This is a genomic window from Streptomyces sp. SCSIO 75703 (assembly GCF_036607905.1).
Taxonomy (GTDB): Bacteria; Actinomycetota; Actinomycetes; order Streptomycetales; family Streptomycetaceae; genus Streptomyces.
Genome location: NZ_CP144555.1, coordinates 914314 through 934320, shown reverse-complemented (window position 1 = coordinate 934320; position 20007 = coordinate 914314). Strand labels below are relative to the sequence as shown.

Below are 20007 nucleotides of genomic sequence, written 5' to 3'. Positions count from 1 at the left end.
CCGATGAGTAATTCCGAGCAGAAGCTTGTCGCCGCGCTGCGGGCGTCGCTCAAGGAGAACGACCGTCTGCGCGCTCAGAACCGGAAGCTGTCTTCCGTGGCCCGCGAGCCCATCGCGATCGTGTCGATGAGCTGCCGCTTCCCGGGAGGCGTCGCGTCCCCTGAGGCCCTGTGGAAGCTGGTGGACGACGGCGTGGACGCCATCTCCGCATTCCCCGGGAACCGCGGCTGGAACGTCGAGGACCTCTACGATCCGGAGGGCGAACGACAGAACACCAGCTACGTCAACCAGGGCGGGTTCCTGCACGCCGCGGACATGTTCGACCCGGCCTTCTTCGGCATCAGCCCGAACGAGGCTCTGATCATGGACCCGCAGCAGCGGCTCCTGCTGGAATGCTCGTGGGAGGTGTTCGAGCGGGCGGGAATCGACCCGACCACCCTGAAGGGCAGTAAGACCGGTGTGTTCGCCGGGATGATGTACCACGACTACCAGCACAACAGCGCCACGGGCTCCATCGCCTCCGGCCGGGTCTCGTACGTCTTCGGCTTCGAGGGGCCCTCGATGACGCTGGACACCGCCTGTTCGTCGTCGCTGGTCGCCCTGCACCTGGCGGCGCAGGCGCTGCGTTCGGGCGAGTGCTCGATGGCGCTGGCGGGGGGTGTGGCCCTCATGTCGACGCCTGAGGTCTTCGTGGAGTTCAGCCGGCAGCGGGGGCTGGCGAAGGACGGCCGGTGCAAGTCGTTCGCGGGCTCCACCGATGGCACCAGCTGGTCGGAGGGGGCCGGCGTCCTGCTCCTGGAGAAGCTCTCCGACGCCCGCGCCAACGGGCACCCGGTGCTCGCGGTGATCCGGGGCAGTGCGGTGAACCAGGACGGTGCGAGCAACGGGCTGACAGCTCCGAATGGTCCGTCGCAGCAGCGGGTGATCCGCGCGGCGTTGGCGGATGCGCAGGTTTCGTCGGATCAGGTGGATCTGGTGGAGGCGCATGGTACGGGGACGCGGTTGGGGGATCCGATCGAGGCGCAGGCGTTGCTTGCGACGTATGGGCAGGGTCGGGTGGGTGATCCGTTGTGGCTGGGGTCGTTGAAGTCGAACCTGGGTCATGCGCAGGCGGCCGCGGGTGTGGGTGGTGTGATCAAGGCGGTGCAGGCGATCCGTCATGGTGTGCTGCCGAAGACGTTGCATGTGGATGTGCCGACGCCGGAGGTGGACTGGGCGTCGGGGTCGGTGGAGTTGTTGACGGAGTCGCGGGTGTGGCCGGACCGGGGTCGTCCGCGGCGTGCGGGGGTGTCGTCGTTCGGTCTGAGCGGGACGAACGCGCACGTGATCGTGGAGCAGGCCCCAACCGTGGAAGAGCCCCAGGCGGGGGATGAGGGCCCGGCGGGGGATGAGGGGTCTGGGCTGCCGGTGGTTCCGGTGGTGTTGTCGGCGCGGTGTGGGGCTGGTTTGTCGGGTCAGGCGGCACGGTTGCTCGACCGGCTGGAGGGGTCGGTCCCTGGTGCTGGTGTTGGTTTGGTGGATGTGGGGCTTTCGTCGGTGGTGTCGCGTGCGGTGTTGGAGCATCGTGCGGTGGTGGTGGCGGCGGACCGTGGGGAGTTGGTGCGGGGGCTGGGGGCGTTGTCGGGGGGTGAGCGGGATGCTTCGGTGGTGCGTGGGGTGGTGCGGCCGGCGGGGGCGACGGCGTTTCTGTTCACGGGGCAGGGTGCGCAGCGGTTGGGGATGGGCCGGGAGTTGTATGGGGCGTTTCCGGTGTTCGCGGCGGCGTTTGATGGTGTGGTCGCGGAGTTGGATGCGTTGTTGGGGTGTGGTGTGCGGGAGGTGGTGTGGGGTGCGGACGCGGACTTGTTGAGTGGGACGTTGTTCGCGCAGGCGGGGTTGTTCGCGGTGGAGACGGCTTTGTTCCGGTTGGTGGAGTCGTGGGGGGTGCGTGCGGACTTCCTGGTGGGTCATTCGGTGGGTGAGGTTGTGGCGGCGCATGTGTCGGGTGCGTTGTCGTTGCGGGATGCGGCTGTGTTGGTGGTGGCTCGTGGGCGGTTGATGCAGGGGTTGCCTGCGGGTGGGGTGATGGTGGCGGTGGAGGCGTCGGAGGCTGAGGTGCTTCCGTTGCTGGGTGCGGGGGTGGGGATTGCGGCGGTCAATGGTCCGCGTTCGGTGGTGGTGTCGGGTGCGGAGGCCGCGGTTTCTGGTGTGGTGGCGGTGTTCGAGGGGCGGGGTCGGCGGACGAGTGTGCTGCGGGTGTCGCATGCGTTTCATTCGCCGTTGATGGAGCCGATGCTGGCGGAGTTCGGTGAGGTGGTGGCCGGGTTGTCGTTCGGTGCTGCTTCGGTTCCGGTGGTGTCGGGGGTGTCGGGTGAGGTGTCCGAGGGGTGGGGTTCGGCGGAGTACTGGGTGCGGCATGTGCGGGAGGCGGTGCGGTTCGCGGACGCGGTGGCGTTCGCGGAGTCGCGTGGTGTGACGTCGTTCGTCGAGGTGGGTCCGGATGGTGTGCTGAGCGCGATGGCACGGCAGTCGACGGAGTCGGAGTCCGCGCTGTTCGTTCCGTTGATGCGTAAGGGCCGTGACGAGGTGCCGACGGTGGTTTCCGCTCTCGGTGAGCTGCATGTGGCGGGGGTGGGGGTCGACTGGGCCCGGTACTTCGACGGCTCCGGCGCCCGGCGTGTCGATCTGCCCACCTACGCGTTCCAGCGTGAGCGGTACTGGCTGGAAGCGGAAGCGGAAGCGGGCGGCGGCGACGCCGGCTCGTTCGGCCTGGAAACCACCGATCACCCCCTTCTCGGCGCGGCCGTCGCGCTGGCCGAGGCCGACGAGATGGTGCTGACCGGACGGCTCTCTCTGGCGAATCAGGCATGGCTCGCCGACCACGGGGTCCTGGGCAGCGTGCTGCTGCCCGGCACGGCCTTCGTCGAGCTGGCCATCAGAGCGGGCGACGAAGTCGGATGCGCTCTGCTGGAAGAACTCGCGTTGCAGGCACCGCTCGTGGTGCCCGAGCAAGGCGGCATCGCGATACAGGTGACCGTTGGCGCCGCCGACTCGGCTGGACGCCGCTCGGTCAGCGTCCACTCGCACAGTGAGGACGCCGGCCCCGGACAGTGGACACGTCACGCGGAAGGGATCCTGGCGCAAGGGGCGGGCACACCGGCCTCGGGTCTGACCGAGTGGCCCCCGGCCGGGGCCACGGCGGTGGACGTGACGGGCGCCTACGACCTGCTGTCGGAGCGTGGATACGGCTACGGCCCGGTCTTCCAGGGTCTCAAGGCCGCCTGGACCTCCGGGGAGGAGCTGTACGCGGAGGTCGCGCTGCCCGAATCCGTCCACCAGGATGCGGAGCACTTCGGCCTGCACCCCGCGTTGCTCGACGCGGCGATGCACGTGGCGCTCATCGACGACGGTTCACGGACCGACGAGTCGACCGTCCTGCCGTTCGCTTGGACCGACGTCGCCCTGCACGCGGCGGGGGCATCCGCACTCCGCGTCCGGATCGCACCGGCCGGGCCGGACAGCGTGTCGGTCCTGGTGGCGGACGGGGCAGGGCAGCCCGTGCTCAGCGTCGGGGCACTGGTGTCGCGTCCGGTGTCGGTGGGGCAGTTGGGTGGTTCGGCTGGGGTGGGTGGTCTGCATGAGGTGGTGTGGCGGCCTTTGGGGTCGTCTGCCTCTGCGTCTGTCTCTGCGTCTGCCTCGGTGTCTGAGGCTGTTGTGTCTGTGTCTGTGTCTGGGTCTGGGTTTGGGTCTGGGTCTGCTGTGGTGCCGGCGGTGTTCGAGGTGCCGTTGTTGTCGGTGGGTGTGGATCCGGTGCGGGGTGTGCGGTCGGTGTTGGGTGGGGTGTTGGAGGCGGTTCAGGGGTGGTTGCGGGCTGAGGGTGAGGGTCCGTTGGTGGTGGTGACGCGTGGTGGTGTGTCGGTGGGTGAGGGGGAGGGGGTGGATGTGTGCCAGGCTCCGGTGTGGGGTCTGGTGCGGGCGGCGCAGGCGGAGAATCCGGGTCGGTTTGTGCTGGTGGATGTGGATCCTGGGGGTGGGGTCTTCGGGGATGTGGCGGCGGCTGTGTTGGCGTCGGGTGAGCCTGAGGTCGCGGTGCGGGGTGGTGAGGTGCTGGTTCCGCGTCTGGTGGAGGTGGGGGCTTCGGCTGTCGCCGACGTGGTGCCGGATGGTGTGGTGTTGGTGACGGGTGGTACGGGTGGTCTGGGTGGTCTGGTGGCCCGGCATCTGGTGGAGGTGCGGGGGGTGCGGCGTCTGGTGTTGGCGGGGCGTCGTGGGCCGGATGCTCCCGGCGTGGATGTGCTGGTGGAGGGGCTGGAGGGGCTGGGTGCCGAGGTGTCGGTGGTGGCCTGTGATGTGTCGGATCGTGGTGCGGTCGCGGCGTTGGTGGAGGGTGTGGGTGCGGATCTGGTGGGTGTGGTTCATGCGGCGGGTGCGGGTGACAATGGTCTGATCGGGTCGATGGACGTGTCGCGTCTGGATGGGGTGTTGGGGCCGAAGGCTGATGCGGCGTGGTATTTGCATGAGGTGACGTGTGAGCGTGATCTGGCGTTCTTCGTGATGTTCTCGTCGGCGGGGGGTTCGGTTCTCGCGGCGGGGCAGGCCAACTATGCGGCGGCCAATGTGTTCCTGGACGCTCTTGCCGTGTATCGGCGTTCGCTGGGTCTGCCCGCCACCTCGCTCGCCTACGGACTGTGGGCGGGTGCGGGGATGGGGGAGTGGCTGGGTGAGGCGGATCTGGAGCGGATGAGGCGGCAGGGGCTGCCGGCGCTGGAGCCGGCCCAGGGCCTGGCGCTGTTCGACGCGGGCCTCGCCTCCGGCCGGCCGGCGCTGGTGCCCCTCCCCGTCGACGTGAACGCCCTGCGAACCCGTACCGACACGATCCCCGCGCTCCTCCGCGACCTCGTCCCCACCACCAGGCGAGCCGCCGTGCGCGCGGCGGCCGGCCCGGCGGGCGGACAGGAACTGGTGCGCAGCCTGACCGGGCTGTCTGACGACGAGCGCGCCCGCAAGGTATTGGAGATGGTCCGAGGCCGGGTGGCCAAGGTGCTGGGACATGCGTCGGCCACGGCGATCGAGGCGGACCGGCCCTTCCAGGAACTCGGCTTCGACTCGCTCAGCGCCGTCGAACTCCGTAACGAACTGAACCTGACGACCGCACTCCGGCTCCCGGCGACCCTGGTCTTCGACTACCCGACGTCCCGGGCCGTGGCGGCGTACATCGACGACGCCCTCGACGGCAGCGGTACGCGAGACGCGGCGGAGCGGCAGAGCAGCCCCGCCGTGCGTGGCCTGGAGGACGACCCGATCGTCATCGTGGGCATGGCGTGCCGCTACCCGGGCGGAGTGACCTCGCCCGAGGAACTGTGGGACCTGGTGGCGGAGGGCCGCGACGCGGTCTCGGCGTTCCCCCGTGACCGGGGCTGGGACATCGAGGGGGTGTACGACCCCGAGCCCGGCGTGCCCGGCAAGACCTACGCGAACGAAGGCGGCTTCCTGTACGGGGCCGGCGATTTCGACCCGGCCTTCTTCGGGATCAGCCCGAACGAGGCTCTGATCATGGATCCGCAGCAGCGGCTCCTGCTGGAGGCGTCCTGGGAGGTCTTCGAACGTGCGGGGATCGACCCCCGTTCCCTGAAGGGGACGAAGACGGGTGTCTTCGCCGGTCTGATGTACCACGACTACGGTCAGGGAACGGAGGCCGCCGCGACCACGGGCGGCAGCCTGGTCTCGGGCAGGGTCTCCTACACGCTGGGACTCGAAGGCCCCTCCCTGACGGTCGACACCGCGTGTTCGTCCTCGCTGGTGTCCCTGCACCTCGCGATCCAGGCGCTGCGTTCCGGCGAGTGCTCCCTCGCCCTGGCGGGCGGTGTGGCCGTCATGGCGACCCCGGACATGTTCGTGGAGTTCAGTCGGCAGCGGGGGCTGGCGAAGGACGGCCGGTGCAAGTCGTTCGCGGGTGCCGCGGACGGTGCCGCCTGGTCGGAGGGTGTCGGTGTTCTGCTGGTCGAGCGGTTGTCGGACGCGCGGAGGCTGGGACACGAGGTGCTGGCCGTGGTCCGCGGCAGTGCGGTGAACCAGGACGGTGCGAGCAACGGGCTGACGGCTCCGAATGGTCCGTCGCAGCAGCGGGTGATCCGTGCCGCGTTGGAGGGCGCGGGGCTCACGGCTGCGGAGGTGGATCTGGTGGAGGCGCATGGTACGGGGACGCGGTTGGGGGATCCGATCGAGGCGCAGGCGTTGCTTGCGACGTATGGGCAGGGCCGGGTGGGCGATCCGTTGTGGCTGGGGTCGTTGAAGTCGAACCTGGGGCATACGCAGGCGGCTGCGGGTGTGGGTGGTGTGATCAAGGCGGTGCAAGCGATCCGTCATGGTGTGCTGCCGAAGACGTTGCATGTGGATGTGCCGACGCCGGAGGTGGACTGGGCGTCGGGGTCGGTGGAGTTGTTGACGGAGTCGCGGGTGTGGCCGGACCGGGGTCGTCCGCGGCGTGCGGGGGTGTCGTCGTTCGGTCTGAGCGGGACGAACGCGCACGTGATCGTGGAGCAGGCCCCGGTGGTGGAAGAGGACCTGGCAGGGGATGAGGGGCCGGGGGGTCAGGCTCCGGTGGGACTGTCGGTGGTGCCGGTGGTGTTGTCGGCGCGGTGTGGGGCTGGTTTGTCGGGTCAGGCGGCACGGTTGCTGGACCGGCTGGAAGAGTCGGTACCTGGTGCTGGTGCTGGTGCTGGTGCTGGTGTTGGTTTGGTGGATGTGGGGTTTTCGTCGGTGGTGTCGCGTGCGGTGTTGGAGCATCGTGCGGTGGTGGTGGCGGCGGACCGTGAGGGGTTGGTGCGGGGGCTGGGGGCGTTGTCGGGGGGTGTGCGGGATGTGTCGGTGGTGCGTGGGGTGGTGCGGCCGGCGGGGGCGACGGCGTTTCTGTTCACGGGGCAGGGTGCGCAGCGGTTGGGGATGGGCCGGGAGTTGTATGGGGCGTTTCCGGTGTTCGCGGCGGCGTTTGATGGTGTGGTCGCGGAGTTGGATGCGTTGTTGGGGTGTGGTGTGCGGGAGGTGGTGTGGGGTGCGGACGCGGGTTTGTTGAGTGGGACGTTGTTTGCGCAGGCGGGGTTGTTCGCGGTGGAGACGGCTTTGTTCCGGTTGGTGGAGTCGTGGGGGGTGCGTGCGGACTTCCTGGTGGGTCATTCGGTGGGTGAGGTTGTGGCGGCGCATGTGTCGGGTGCGTTGTCGTTGCGGGATGCGGCTGTGTTGGTGGTGGCTCGTGGGCGGTTGATGCAGGGGTTGCCTGCGGGTGGGGTGATGGTGGCGGTGGAGGCGTCGGAGGCTGAGGTGCTTCCGTTGCTGGGTGCGGGGGTGGGGATCGCGGCGGTCAATGGTCCGCGTTCGGTGGTGGTGTCGGGTGCGGAGGCCGCGGTTTCTGGTGTGGTGGCGGTGTTCGAGGGGCGGGGTCGGCGGACGAGTGTGCTGCGGGTGTCGCATGCGTTTCATTCGCCGTTGATGGAGCCGATGCTGGCGGAGTTCGGTGAGGTGGTGGCCGGGTTGTCGTTCGGTGCTGCTTCGGTTCCGGTGGTGTCGGGGGTGTCGGGTGAGGTGTCCGAGGGGTGGGGTTCGGCGGAGTACTGGGTGCGGCATGTGCGGGAGGCGGTGCGGTTCGCGGACGCGGTGGCGTTCGCGGAGTCGCGCGGTGTGACGACGTTCATCGAAATCGGCCCCGACGGCGTGCTCAGCGGCATGGGCCAGGACTGCGTCCAGGACGCGGACGCGGTGGCGTTCGTTCCGTTGATGCGCAAGGGCCGTTCCGAGGTGCCGACGGTGGTTTCCGCTCTCGGTGAGCTGCATGTCGCGGGGGTGGGGGTCGACTGGGCCCGGTACTTCGACGGCTCCGGCGCCCGGCGTGTCGATCTGCCCACCTACGCCTTCCAGCGTGAGCGGTACTGGCTGGAGTCGGTGGGTGCTGGGGATGCTGGTGGATTGGGTCAGGTGGGGGTGGATCATCCGGTTTTGGGTGCGGCGGTGGCGTTGCCTGATTCGGGTGGTGTGGTGTTGACGGGTCGGTTGTCGGTGGAGGGGATGTCGTGGTTGGCGGATCACGATGTGCTGGGTTCGGTGTTGTTGCCGGGTGCGGCGTTTGTGGAGTTGGTGGTGCGGGCTGCTGATGAGGTGGGTTGTGGGGTGGTGGAGGAGTTGACGTTGCAGGCTCCGTTGGTGCTTCCGGAGCGTGGTGGGGTGGCGTTGCAGGTGGTGGTCGGTGGTCGGGACGAGGTGGGGTCTCGTTCGGTGCGGGTGCATTCGCGGCCGGAGAGTGGTGGTGCGGGGGCCGAGTGGGTGCTCCACGCGGATGGTGTGCTGGGCGCTGGTTCGGCTCAGGCGGCGCCGGCCTTCGACCTCAGCGCATGGCCCCCACCGGGCGCGGCCCAGGTGGACGTCACCGACCTGTACGACCAGCTGTCCGAGCGTGGATACGGATACGGCCCGGTCTTCCAGGGGCTCAAGGCCGCCTGGACGGCAGGCACCGACATCTTCGCCGAGGTCGAACTGGACGACTCCGCGCACGCGGACGCCGCACGCTTCGGAATGCACCCCGCTCTCCTCGACTCCACCATGCACGCCCTCGGCGTCCGGGCCGCAGCCCCCGAATCCGATGCGGCGGGGGGAGACGGTCCCGCACTGCCCTTCTTCTGGAAGGACATTCGCCTCCACGCGTCAGGGGCGACCACGCTGCGCGTACGTCTCTCCGGATCGAGCGACGACACCGTGTCGCTGGCGATGGCGGATGCGACCGGATCACCGGTCCTGTCGGTCGATGGCCTGACCTTCCGTCCGGTGTCGGTGGGGCAGTTGGGTGGTTCGGCTGGGGTGGGTGGTCTGCATGAGGTGGTGTGGCGGCCTTTGGGGTCGTCTGCCTCTGCGTCTGTGTCCGCCTCGGTGTCTGAGGCTGTTGTGTCTGTGTCTGGGTCTGTGTCTGGGTTTGGGTCTGGGTCTGCTGTGGTGCCGGCGGTGTTCGAGGTGCCGTTGTTGTCGGTGGGTGTGGATCCGGTGCGGGGTGTGCGGTCGGTGTTGGGTGGGGTGTTGGAGGCGGTTCAGGGGTGGTTGCGGGCTGAGGGTGAGGGTCCGTTGGTGGTGGTGACGCGTGGTGGTGTGTCGGTGGGTGAGGGGGAGGGGGTGGATGTGTGCCAGGCTCCGGTGTGGGGTCTGGTGCGGGCGGCGCAGGCGGAGAATCCGGGTCGGTTTGTGCTGGTGGATGTGGATCCTGGGGGTGGGGTCTTCGGGGATGTGGCGGCGGCTGTGTTGGCGTCGGGTGAGCCTGAGGTCGCGGTGCGGGGTGGTGAGGTGCTGGTTCCGCGTCTGGTGGAGGTGGGGGCTTCGGCTGTCGCCGACGTGGTGCCGGATGGTGTGGTGCTGGTGACGGGTGGTACGGGTGGTCTGGGTGGTCTGGTGGCCCGGCATCTGGTGGAGGTGCGGGGGGTGCGGCGTCTGGTGTTGGCGGGGCGTCGTGGGCCGGATGCTCCCGGCGTGGATGTGCTGGTGGGGGAGTTGGAGGGGCTGGGTGCCGAGGTGTCGGTGGTGGCCTGTGATGTGTCGGATCGTGGTGCGGTCGCGGCGTTGGTGGAGGGTGTGGGTGCGGATCTGGTGGGTGTGGTTCATGCGGCGGGTGCGGGTGACAATGGTCTGATCGGGTCGATGGACGTGTCGCGTCTGGATGGGGTGTTGGGGCCGAAGGCTGATGCGGCGTGGTATTTGCATGAGGTGACGTGTGAGCGTGATCTCGCGTTCTTCGTGATGTTCTCGTCGGCGGGGGGTTCGGTTCTCGCGGCGGGGCAGGCCAACTATGCGGCGGCCAATGTGTTCCTGGACGCTCTTGCCGTGCATCGGCGTTCGCTGGGTCTGCCCGCCACCTCGCTCGCCTACGGACTGTGGGCGGGTGCGGGGATGGGGGAGTGGCTGGGTGAGGCGGATCTGGAGCGGATGAGGCGGCAGGGGCTGCCGGCGCTGGAGCCTGCCCAGGGCCTGGCGCTGTTCGACGCGGGCCTCGCCTCCGGCCGGCCGGCGCTGGTGCCCCTCCCGGTCGACGTGAACGCCTTGCGAACCCGTACCGACACGATCCCCGCGCTCCTCCGCGACCTCCTCCCCACCACCAGGCGACGCAGTTCCGCGTCCAGGACTGACGTGACCTCGCTGCGGCAGCGGTTCGCACAAGCCGACGCGGCTGGCCAGGAGGCCCTCCTCAAGGCGCTCGTCATGGAACGTGCGGCCGCCCTTCTCGGGCACAGCGGCGCGGACGCCCTCGACGCCCAACGGGACTTCCTGGAAACCGGGTTCGACTCACTGAGCGCGATGGAACTCCGTAACGCGCTGATGAAGGACACCGGACTCCGACTCCCCCCGATGGTCGTCTTCGACAGCAAGAGCCCTGCGGAACTGGCCCGAGTGCTGCGCACGGAACTCCTGGCGTCCGGCCCCCTCGCGACCGACGACACCGACACGGCCCCGGCGGCAACCCCGGACGCGCCCGGCGACCACGACCCGACGGTCTCCAACGGGGCGGCGGCACCCGCCTCCTCTCCCGGCAGGTCGCCCGAGACGCTCCGTGACCTGTTCCACTCCGCCGTCGTCTCCGGCCGGGCGGACAAGGGATTCGCCCTCCTCCAGGCGGCTGCCGACGTCCGGCCGGGCTTCGACTCCCCGGACGAGATCGACCGGCTGCCCGGCGCCGTACGTCTCGCCGACGCCACGGACGGACCGCACCTCATCTTCCTGAGCACGCCGATGGCCACCGGCGGCGTGCACCAGCACGCTCGACTCGTGTCCCACTTCGGCGGCAAGCACAAGATCTCGGCACTGCCGGTACCCGGATTCGTCGCGGGAGAGAGCCTGCCCACCTCGCCGGACGCGGCCGTCCAGGCCCTCGCCCGCAGCGTGCTGGAGGCGGCGGACGGAGAGCCGTTCGTCCTGCTCGGCTACTCGTCCGGCGGCACCCTCGCCTACGCCACCGCCGGGTACCTGGAGCGTGCGTACGGAGTGCGCCCGGCGGGCGTCGTCCTGCTGGACACGTTCAAGGTGCACGACGGCGGAAGTGACGGCGTCCCCCTCGACGGACTCGCGCTCGGCATGTTCGACAAGGAAGCGGTGTTCGGCCGGTTCGACAGCAGCAGGCTCTCCGCCATGGGCCGCTGGGTGGAACTGGTCCCGGGACTCCCGCTCACCCCCGTCGACGCCCCGGTCCTCTTCGTCCAGTGCACCCAGTCCTTCGTACCGGCCGGCGACGACCCGTCGCCCGAACTGGTCAGCGGTCGCGCCGAGCCCTGGGAGACCGGACACACCCTGCGGACCGTGCGGGCCAACCACTTCACCCTCGTCGAGGACCGGGCCGAGGACACCGCGCGGGTCATCGACGAGTGGCTGGCGTCGGACGAGATGTCCGCGGCCGAGGAGACCGGCTGACGCGAACGGCCCGCCCGGCCCGGACGACGGCCCGCCCGGCCCGGACAACGGGCCGGGCGGGCCGACGCACCGACTGGACAACCCCCCAGCACACAGCGTGAACCCCAGCGAGCGAAGCGAGGCGAAGTGACGTGACCGTGGCACCCAGCGCCAAGGGGACCCTGCCGTTCGGCGAGCACGAGACGTGGTACCGGGTGACGGGCGACCTGCGCTCCGACCGGCCCACCCTCGTCGTCGTCCACGGCGGCCCGGGCTCCACCCATGACTATCTGCAGAACCTGTCCGACCTCGCCGAGAACGGCTGGTCCGTCGTGCACTACGACCAGATCGGCAACGGAGGCTCGACCCACCTGCCCGACCGCGGTGCGGACTTCTGGACGGTGGACCTGTTCGCCGCCGAACTCGACAACCTGCTCACCGGCCTCGGGATCGCCGACAACTACGCGCTGTTCGGCCAGTCGTGGGGCGGCCTGCTCATCACGCACCACGCCGCCGCCCGCCCCGCCGGGCTGCGCGGCCTGGTCATCGCCAACTCCCCGGCCTCATACCCGCTCTGGCTCCAGGAGGCCAAGATCCTGCGGGACCGGCTCCCGCCCGGCGTCAACGACACCCTGCTCCGGCACGAGGCCGCCGGAACGACCGAGAGCGACGAGTACCACGAGGCGATGCGCGTCTTCTACGAGCGCCACGTGTGCCGGCTCAAGCCGTGGCCCCGCGACTACCTGGCCTCCTTCTACGAGGTGTACAACGACCCCACGGTCTACTACGCGATGAACGGCCCCAGCGAGTTCCACGTGAACGGCACCCTGCGCGACTGGTCGGTCATCGACCTCTGCCCCGACATCGACGTACCGACCCTCCTGATCTCGGGACGCCACGACGAGGCCACCCCCGCGACGGTGCAGCCCTTCCAGGACCACATCCCGGGGGCGCGCTGGGAGATCTTCGAGGAGTCCAGCCACCTGCCCCACCTGGAGGAACCGGAGCGCTTCCGCCAGGTCATGCGGACGTTCCTCGACGAACTGGACCGCGCCTGACCGGCCCGCCCCCGGCTCGGGGAACGGGGCGCGGGCCGGACCCGCCCCGACGGGCACCCCGCAGGCGCGGGCCGGCCCCCCCGCGGGCGCCCGGCGTCCGCGACCGCCCGTGCCGCTCCGCCGCGCCTGGTCACGAGCCATACCCGGCCCCGCCGAAAGGTGTCGGAAGCGGCCATACCGGTCGGCTGCCGTGCGTCCTTAGGGTCGTCGCGTCGTGGAAGTCCAGGGCGCACGGGTCGGACGATGCGCGCGGCCGGGCGGTTCGGGGCGTACGCGCCCTTTGGCGGAGAGGGGCGGTATGGGGCTGGACAAGACGCTCGACACCATGGACGAGGCGGTGGCGGACATCCCCGAGGGGGCGTCACTGGCTGTCGGCGGGTTCGGGTTGTGCGGCATACCGAGTGCGTTGATCGCCGCTGTGTTGAAGCGGGGCACGGGCGGTTTGAAGGTCGTCTCCAACAACTGTGGAGTGGACGACTGGGGGCTGGGGCTCCTGCTGCGGGCCGGCCGCATCGCGCGCATGACCAGTTCGTACGTGGGGGAGAACAAGGAGTTCGCCCGCCAGTACCTGAGCGGGGAACTGGAGCTGGAGCTGGTGCCGCAGGGGACGCTGGCGGAACGGCTGCGCGCCGGCGGGGCGGGCATCCCGGCGTTCTACACGCCGGCCGGGGCCGGGACGCAGATCGGACACGGCGGGCTGCCCTGGCGGTACGGCCCGGACGGGCAGGTCGCGGTGGCGTCGCCGCCGAAGGAGACGCGGACGTTCGACGGTCGTGAGTACCTGCTGGAGGAGGGCATCAGAACCGATTACGCCCTGGTGCGGGCCACCGTCGGCGACCGTCACGGCAACCTGGTGTTCCACTCCGCGGCCCGCAACTTCAACCCGCCGGCCGCGATGGCCGGTCGCGTCACCATCGCCGAGGTCGAACACCTGGCGGAGCCGGGTGAACTGGATCCGGACCAGGTACACCTGCCGGGGGTGTTCGTGCAGCGGGTGGTCCGGGTCGTCCCCGGCGACCCGGCCGCGGAACGGCGGATCGAACGCCGGTGTGTGCGTGCCGAGCGCGAAGGCGGTGCCTGAGATGGCGCTCACCCGCGAACAGATGGCGGCCCGGGCCGCACGTGAACTGGTGGACGGCACGTACGTCAACCTCGGCATCGGCCTGCCCACCCTCCTCCCGAATCACCTGCCGCCGGGCGTCGAGGTGGTGCTGCACTCCGAGAACGGCGTCCTCGGCGTCGGCCCGTACCCGCTCGACGGCGAGGTCGACCCGGACCTGGTCAACGCGGGCAAGGAGACGGTGACGGCGCTGCCCGGGGCGTCCTTCTTCGACTCCGCGCTGTCCTTCGGCATGATCCGTGGCGGCCACATCGACACCGCCGTGCTGGGGGCCATGCAGGTGGCGTCCTCGGGGGACCTGGCCAACTGGATGATTCCGGGAAAGATGGTCAAAGGCATGGGCGGCGCCATGGACTTGGTGCACGGGGCGCGCCGGGTGATCGTGTTGACGGAGCACACCGCCAAGGACGGCAGCCCCAAGCTCGTCGCGCGGTGCGACCTGCCGTTGACCGGCACGGGCGTCGTGCAACGCGTCATCACCGACCTCGCCGTCATCGACATCACCCCGGGCGGCTTCTCGCTGACCGAACTCGCCCCGGGAGTCGGTGTCGACGACGTGCGCGCCGCGACAGGCGCCGATCTGCTCGTGCCCGCACCGCTGGAGGCGCCCGCCGGCATCGGATGAGCAGACCTCCCCCCGGCGGTACAACCCCGCCGCGCTCCCCTCGTGGCCGGCGGACTGTGGGGCTTCCCGCCATACCGCGGCCCGCCGGTCACCCCTATGGTGCCGGACACCGAGTCGCTCCGGCCGCACCAGGCCACGGAGCACCCGGCCCCCCACAGACGACACCGAGGGAGCCGCCATGCAGTCGCCGCCATGCCGGGGAACCGCCGCCCCCCTGTCCCGTATCCCGTCCGTACCGCCCGCCGATCCGGTGCCGCGCACGCCGGGGCGTGCGCCGCGCGGGCCGGCGTCCCGTCTCGTGGCCGTCCTGGCGCTCGTCCTCGTCGCGGCCCTGGCCGGCCCCGCGCCGGCCGCCCACGCCGCGGCCGGCCTGACCCAGGTCACCGGTTTCGGAACCAACCCGGGCCGGCTGAACATGTACGTCTACCGGCCCGCGTCCCTGCCCGCCCGGCCGGCGGTGGTGATCGCGCTGCACGGCTGCACCCAGGACGCCCAGACGTACGCGGACAACTCCGGTCTGCCCGAATCCGCCGACCGGTACGGATTCCTCGTGGTGTTCGCCGAGACGACGACGTCGAACAACCTGAACAAGTGCTTCAACTGGTTCCAGAGCACCGACAACCGCAGGGACCAGGGCGAAGCCGCGTCGATCCGCCAGATGGCCGCGCACACGGTGTCGGCCCACGGCGCGGACCCCCGGCGGACCTACGTCACCGGACTCTCCGCCGGCGGCGCCATGACGTCGGTGATGCTCGCCACCTACCCGGACGTCTTCCAGGCCGGCGCGGTCGTCGCGGGGTTGCCCTACGGTTGTGCCGACGATGTCACCGGCGCCTACGGGTGCATGAACCCCGGAACCGACCTGACCCCGGCCCAGTGGGCCCAGCGGGTCCGCGACGCCCATCCCCCGTGGTCCGGCCCCTGGCCGCGGGTGGCCGTCTGGCACGGCGACAAGGACACCACCGTCGTGCCGCGCAACGCCGACGCACTGCGTGACCAGTGGACCGCACTGCACGGCCTGCCCCCGACACCGACCCGCACGTCCCTCATCGGGCCGAACTCCACCCGGCACGAGGAGTACGCCGTCGCGGACGGCGCGGTGGCCGTCGAGGTGAACCGGGTCCCCGGCATCGGGCACGGCACGCCGGTCGACCCCGGCAACGGGACCCAGCAGTGCGGCGGCACCGGCGCCCCCTACTTCCTGGCCTCCATCTGCTCCAGCCACTGGATCACCCGGTTCTTCGGCCTGCAGGGCCCCGGCCCCGAGCCCGGTACCCTGCCCGCCCCGACCGGCCTGACCGTGACCGGAGCCACCGACACCACCATCCGCCTGACCTGGAGCCCCGTCGACGGCGCCGACGGCTACACCGTCCACCGCGACGGCGCCCCGCTCGCCGCGGCGGACTCCACGTCCTACACCGACGCCGGCCTGACCGCGGGCTCCTCCCACACCTACGCGGTCGCCGCCCGCGACGCCGACGGCAGGACGGGACCGCTCTCCGGCACGGTCACCGCGCGGACCACCGGCACCGTGACCGCCTGCTGGACCGCCACCAACTACGCCCATGTCCAGGCGGGACGCGCCACGACCAGCGGCGGCCACACCTACGCCAAGGGCTCCCAGCAGAACATGGGCCTGTACAACGTGTTCGTCACCCACACGCTGAAGGAGTCACCCGCCGGCTACTTCACCGTCGCGGACCGGACCTGCCCCTGAGCGGGACCGGCCACGGCCGCGGACGCGCCCCTCGGCACTGACGGTCGGGTGCCCGCGATGGCGGCGGCCCACCGGAGAGAAGCCGCCGCCGTGGCGGGCACACACATGTTCCCGCGCGGGGCTCGCCGCCTAGCCTCCAGCCCGTCCGACCACCCCCGGCCCGCTGGAGGCTCTTCATGGCTCTGCCCATCGGCGTCACGCCGAACCGGCGAGGGCGCACCGCACTCGGTGCTCTCGCCCTGGCCACCGCCGCGGTCCTGCTTCCCGCACCGGCCTCCGCCCGCGCCGCCGGCCACTGCGCCAACCAGTCCTCCCTGCGCGTACCGGGCGCCGCTCATCAGCGGGCCGACTGCCTGGAAGAGCTGACCACGGCGGGAACCGTGGACTCCGGCCACACCGACCCGGCCGACTGGGCCGGCCTCACTCCCCGGGACCTCTCGGTGCCCGCAGGGGTGCCGGGGATACAGATCGACGGCTACTTCCCCGACTCGTCGACCACCAACACCCACCACGGCTGGAACCACGACGCGCAGTTCGTCATCCGGCTGCCCGACCGCTGGAACGGCGGCCTGGTCGTGGCCGGCACCCCCGGCAACCGCGAGCAGTACGCCAACGACCGGGCCATCGCCGACTGGGTGCTCGCCCGCGGCTACGCCTACGCGGCCACGGACAAGGGCAACACCGGCCCCGGCTTCCACCGCGACGGCTCCCGGCCCGGTGACGCCGTCGCCGAATGGAACACCCGGCTCACCCAGCTCACCCGAGCCGCCCGCGCGGTGGTCGCCCAGCGGTACCACCGGCCGCCCACGCGCACCCTGGCCACGGGCATGTCCAACGGCGGCTACCTCGTGCGGTGGCAGTTGGAGAACCACCCCGAGCTGTACGACGGCGGCGTCGACTGGGAAGGCACCCTATGGCACGCGAAGGGCCCCAACCCGCTCACCTTCCTGCCGCCCGCCCTGCGCCACTACCCCGTCTACGCGGCCGGCGGTCCCGCCGCCGACACGGCACGGCAGGAACTGCACCGCGCGGGCTTCCCGGCCGGCTCGGAGTTCCTGTGGTCCTTCCACCACCAGGTCTACTGGGACCTGACCCAACGCCTCTACCGTGAGGAGTTCGACCCCGCCTACGACGGCGCCACGGAGGCCGGCACACCGTACTGCGCCCCGAAGACCCCGGCCTGCGACGCCGATTACGACTACGCCACCCGACCTGCCGAGGTCCACGAGGCCGTGGAAGGCATCGCGCTGACCGGCCGCATCGGCAAACCGCTGATCACCCTCCACGGCACCCTGGACGTCCTGCTGCCCATCAGCCAGGACTCCGACGTCTACTCCCGCATGATCCGTGAGGCGGGCCGCGGCCACCTGCACCGCTACTACCGCATCGAGGACGGCACGCACACCGATTCCCTCGTCGACAGCTTCCCCGGCCGGCTCCGGCCCCTGCTGCCGTGCCACCGCTCGGCCTTCACCGCCCTGGAGAGCTGGCTCACCACCGGGCATCGCCCGTCCGCGGACCACACCGTCGTACGGCCCGAGGGCGCCACCCCGGCGAGCCTGCTCACCCGTTGTCGTCTCGACGGGTGAGCACCCGGCGCCCGCGGCCGCACGCCGTGGCCGCCGCATGCCCCGCCCGACCGAACACCCCGGTCCATGGTGGCGTCCACCACGGACCGGGGCCGCATTGTGTGCGTCCCGCACATAGGTGTCACGTGACGGCGTCCCTACTGTTTCCGGCCATGACAAGCGAATCCCGACCTCCCACCGCCCGCCCGGCACTCACGGGCGCCGGCGTGGACCTGACGTCCCGGGCCGCCCTGGTCACCGGCGGCGGCAGCGGTATCGGCAAGGCGTGCGCCGCGGCGCTGGCGGCAGCGGGCGCCAGGGTGTACGTGGTCGACCGGGACGCCGAGGCGGCCGAGGCGGTCGCCGCCGAGACCGGCGGCGAGGCGTACGTCGCCGACCTGGCCGACCCGGCCGCGATCGACACGCTGCCGACCGAGGTCGACATCCTGGTCAACAACGCCGGCCTGCAGCACGTGGCGCCCGTGACGGAGTTCCCGCCGGAGCGGTTCGCCCTCATCCAGCAGGTCATGGTGACCGCCCCGTTCCTGCTGATGCGCCGCAGCCTGCCGCACATGTACGCGCGCGGCTGGGGGCGGGTGATCAACATCTCCAGCGTCCACGGCCTGCGGGCCAGCGCCTACAAGGCGGCCTACGTCGCCGCCAAACACGCGCTGGAGGGCCTGAGCAAGGTGGCCGCGATCGAAAGCGCCCCCTACGGCGTGACCAGTAACTGCGTCAACCCCGGTTACGTCCGCACCCCCCTGGTGGAGAACCAGATCCGCGACCAGTCCACCGCCCACGGGATCAGCCCGGACGACGTCCTGACCGAGGTGCTCCTGACCCGCTCACCCATCAAGCGCCTGCTGGAGGCAGAGGAGGTCGCCGTCGCCGCCCGGTGGCTGTGCGCCGACCACAGCGGCTACATCAACGGCATCTCCCTGCCCCTCGACGGCGGCTGGGGAGCCCACTGACCCGGCGCCTCAACGGCGCCCGCGCGCCACTGCGTCCCCACGACCGCCCCCACGACCGTCCCCACCCGTCCCCGCGACCGCACCCGAGAATCGGTGAATCGATGACCGAGACCACAACCGCCAAGCCGGGCGAGCCCCGCTCCGGCGGCATCGCCCGCATCGTCAGCGCGAGCCTGATCGGCACCACCATCGAGTGGTACGACTTCTTCCTCTACGGTTCCGCCGCCGCGCTCGTGTTCAACACCCTCTTCTTCCCGACCAGCGACCCGCTGGTGGGCACGCTGATCGCGTTCGTCACCTACGCGATCGGGTTCCTGGCCCGGCCGCTCGGCGGCGTGGTCTTCGGGCACTTCGGCGACAAGATCGGCCGGAAGAAGCTGCTCGTGCTCAGCTTGATGCTGATGGGCGGCGCCACCTTCGCCATGGGCCTGCTGCCCACCTACGGCACCATCGGCGTGGGCGCCCCGATCCTGCTCACCGTCCTGCGCCTGATCCAGGGCTTCGCCCTGGGCGGCGAATGGGGCGGCGCCGTGCTGATCGTCTCCGAGCACGGCGGCGAGAGACACCGCGGCTTCTGGGCGTCCTGGCCGCAGTGCGGCGCCCCCGGAGGCAACCTGCTGGCCACCGGTGTTCTCGCGCTGCTGGCCGCCGTCCAGCCCGAGGAGGCGTTCCTGTCCTGGGGCTGGCGCATCCCCTTCCTGCTCTCCGGTGTCCTCGTCGTGATCGGCCTGTGGATCCGCGCCTCGGTGTCCGAATCGCCGGTCTTCCTCGCCGCCCAGGCCGAGGCGGAAGCCGCCGAGGGGACCAAGGAGAAGGCGCCCGTCGTCGAGGTCTTCCGCCGTAGCTGGCGCGAGGTGCTCGGGGCCATCGGCACCCGATTCGGCGAGAACGTCTCCTACTACATCCTCACCTCCTTCGTGCTGGTCTACGTCACCACCCACCTGGAACTGCCGAAGAGCACCGCGCTGAACGCCGTCCTGATCGCCTCCGCCATCCACTTCTTCACCATCCCGCTGTGGGGGGCGCTCTCCGACCGCCTGGGCCGCAGGCCCGTGACACTGATCGGCTCGATCGGCATGGCCGTCTGGGCGTTCGCCTTCTTCGCCCTGCTCGACACGGAGTCCTTCGCCGTGATCACCTTCGCGGTCACCGCGGGTCTGCTGTTCCACGGCGCGATGTACGGACCGCAGGCCGCCTTCATCTCGGAGATGTTCGACACCAAGGTCCGCTACTCCGGCGCCTCCATGGGCTCACAACTCGCCTCCATCGTCGCCGGCGCCCTCGCTCCCATCGTCGCGGTCGAACTCCTCAGGAGCTACGGGTCCTCGACGCCCATCGCCCTGTATCTCTGTGCCGCCGCGGTGGTCACCACCGTCACCGTCGCCGTCATCAAGGAGACCCTCGGCCGCGACCTGACCCGGTCGACGACGGACGCGACGCGGGCACCACGACGACAGGAGCCGCCGGTGGCCAGTACCGACCGGGTCTGAGGGGTACGCCATCGAGTGCGGTCCGGTCTGCCGTGGGCAGGGCGGACCGCACGCACGCCGGCCCACCGCG

8 protein-coding genes are annotated in these 20007 nt (G+C 70.7%); all 8 read left to right on the top strand.

Going from position 1 to position 20007, the window contains the following annotated elements:
- Window positions 1-3: 3 nt before the first annotated feature.
- A complete protein-coding gene (locus tag VM636_RS04190) occupies window positions 4-11409 on the top strand; it encodes a type I polyketide synthase (RefSeq protein WP_338483350.1) in 11406 nt (3801 codons plus the stop codon).
- Between the two features lie 131 nt (window positions 11410-11540).
- Window positions 11541-12446, top strand: a complete 906-nt coding sequence (locus VM636_RS04185; RefSeq protein WP_338483348.1) for a proline iminopeptidase-family hydrolase — start codon at window positions 11541-11543, stop codon at window positions 12444-12446.
- Between the two features lie 298 nt (window positions 12447-12744).
- Window positions 12745-13527, top strand: coding sequence for a CoA transferase subunit A (locus VM636_RS04180; protein ID WP_338483346.1), 783 nt, complete (start codon window positions 12745-12747; stop codon window positions 13525-13527).
- A gap of 1 nt (window position 13528) precedes the next feature.
- The gene (locus tag VM636_RS04175) at window positions 13529-14191 is read left to right on the top strand and encodes a CoA transferase subunit B (RefSeq protein ID WP_030420276.1); all 663 of its coding nucleotides are present in this window, start codon (window positions 13529-13531) and stop codon (window positions 14189-14191) included.
- 178 nt (window positions 14192-14369) lie between these two features.
- Complete coding sequence (locus VM636_RS04170) at window positions 14370-15908, top strand: PHB depolymerase family esterase (protein ID WP_107091405.1); 1539 nt, start codon at window positions 14370-14372, stop codon at window positions 15906-15908.
- 176 nt (window positions 15909-16084) lie between these two features.
- Window positions 16085-17497: a tannase/feruloyl esterase family alpha/beta hydrolase gene (locus VM636_RS04165; protein WP_338483343.1), complete on the top strand. Its 1413-nt coding sequence runs from the start codon at window positions 16085-16087 to the stop codon at window positions 17495-17497.
- Between the two features lie 152 nt (window positions 17498-17649).
- Window positions 17650-18447 (top strand): 3-hydroxybutyrate dehydrogenase, encoded by a 798-nt coding sequence (locus VM636_RS04160; protein WP_338483341.1) that lies wholly within the window; start codon window positions 17650-17652, stop codon window positions 18445-18447.
- 101 nt (window positions 18448-18548) lie between these two features.
- Entirely contained in the window at window positions 18549-19937 is a 1389-nt protein-coding gene (locus VM636_RS04155; RefSeq protein WP_053914251.1) for an MFS transporter, read from the top strand.
- Window positions 19938-20007: the final 70 nt, after the last annotated feature.

Excerpts from the sequence above, each read along its gene's own strand:
- VM636_RS04155 (WP_053914251.1), top strand. The coding sequence starts at position 18,549 with ATGACCGAGACCACAACCGCCAAGCCGGGCGAGCCCCGCTCCGGCGGC.
- VM636_RS04175 (WP_030420276.1), top strand. The coding sequence starts at position 13,529 with ATGGCGCTCACCCGCGAACAGATGGCGGCCCGGGCCGCACGTGAACTG.
- VM636_RS04160 (WP_338483341.1), top strand. The coding sequence starts at position 17,650 with ATGACAAGCGAATCCCGACCTCCCACCGCCCGCCCGGCACTCACGGGC.
- VM636_RS04165 (WP_338483343.1), top strand. The coding sequence starts at position 16,085 with ATGGCTCTGCCCATCGGCGTCACGCCGAACCGGCGAGGGCGCACCGCA.
- VM636_RS04170 (WP_107091405.1), top strand. The coding sequence starts at position 14,370 with ATGCAGTCGCCGCCATGCCGGGGAACCGCCGCCCCCCTGTCCCGTATC.
- VM636_RS04180 (WP_338483346.1), top strand. The coding sequence starts at position 12,745 with ATGGGGCTGGACAAGACGCTCGACACCATGGACGAGGCGGTGGCGGAC.
- VM636_RS04190 (WP_338483350.1), top strand. The coding sequence starts at position 4 with ATGAGTAATTCCGAGCAGAAGCTTGTCGCCGCGCTGCGGGCGTCGCTC.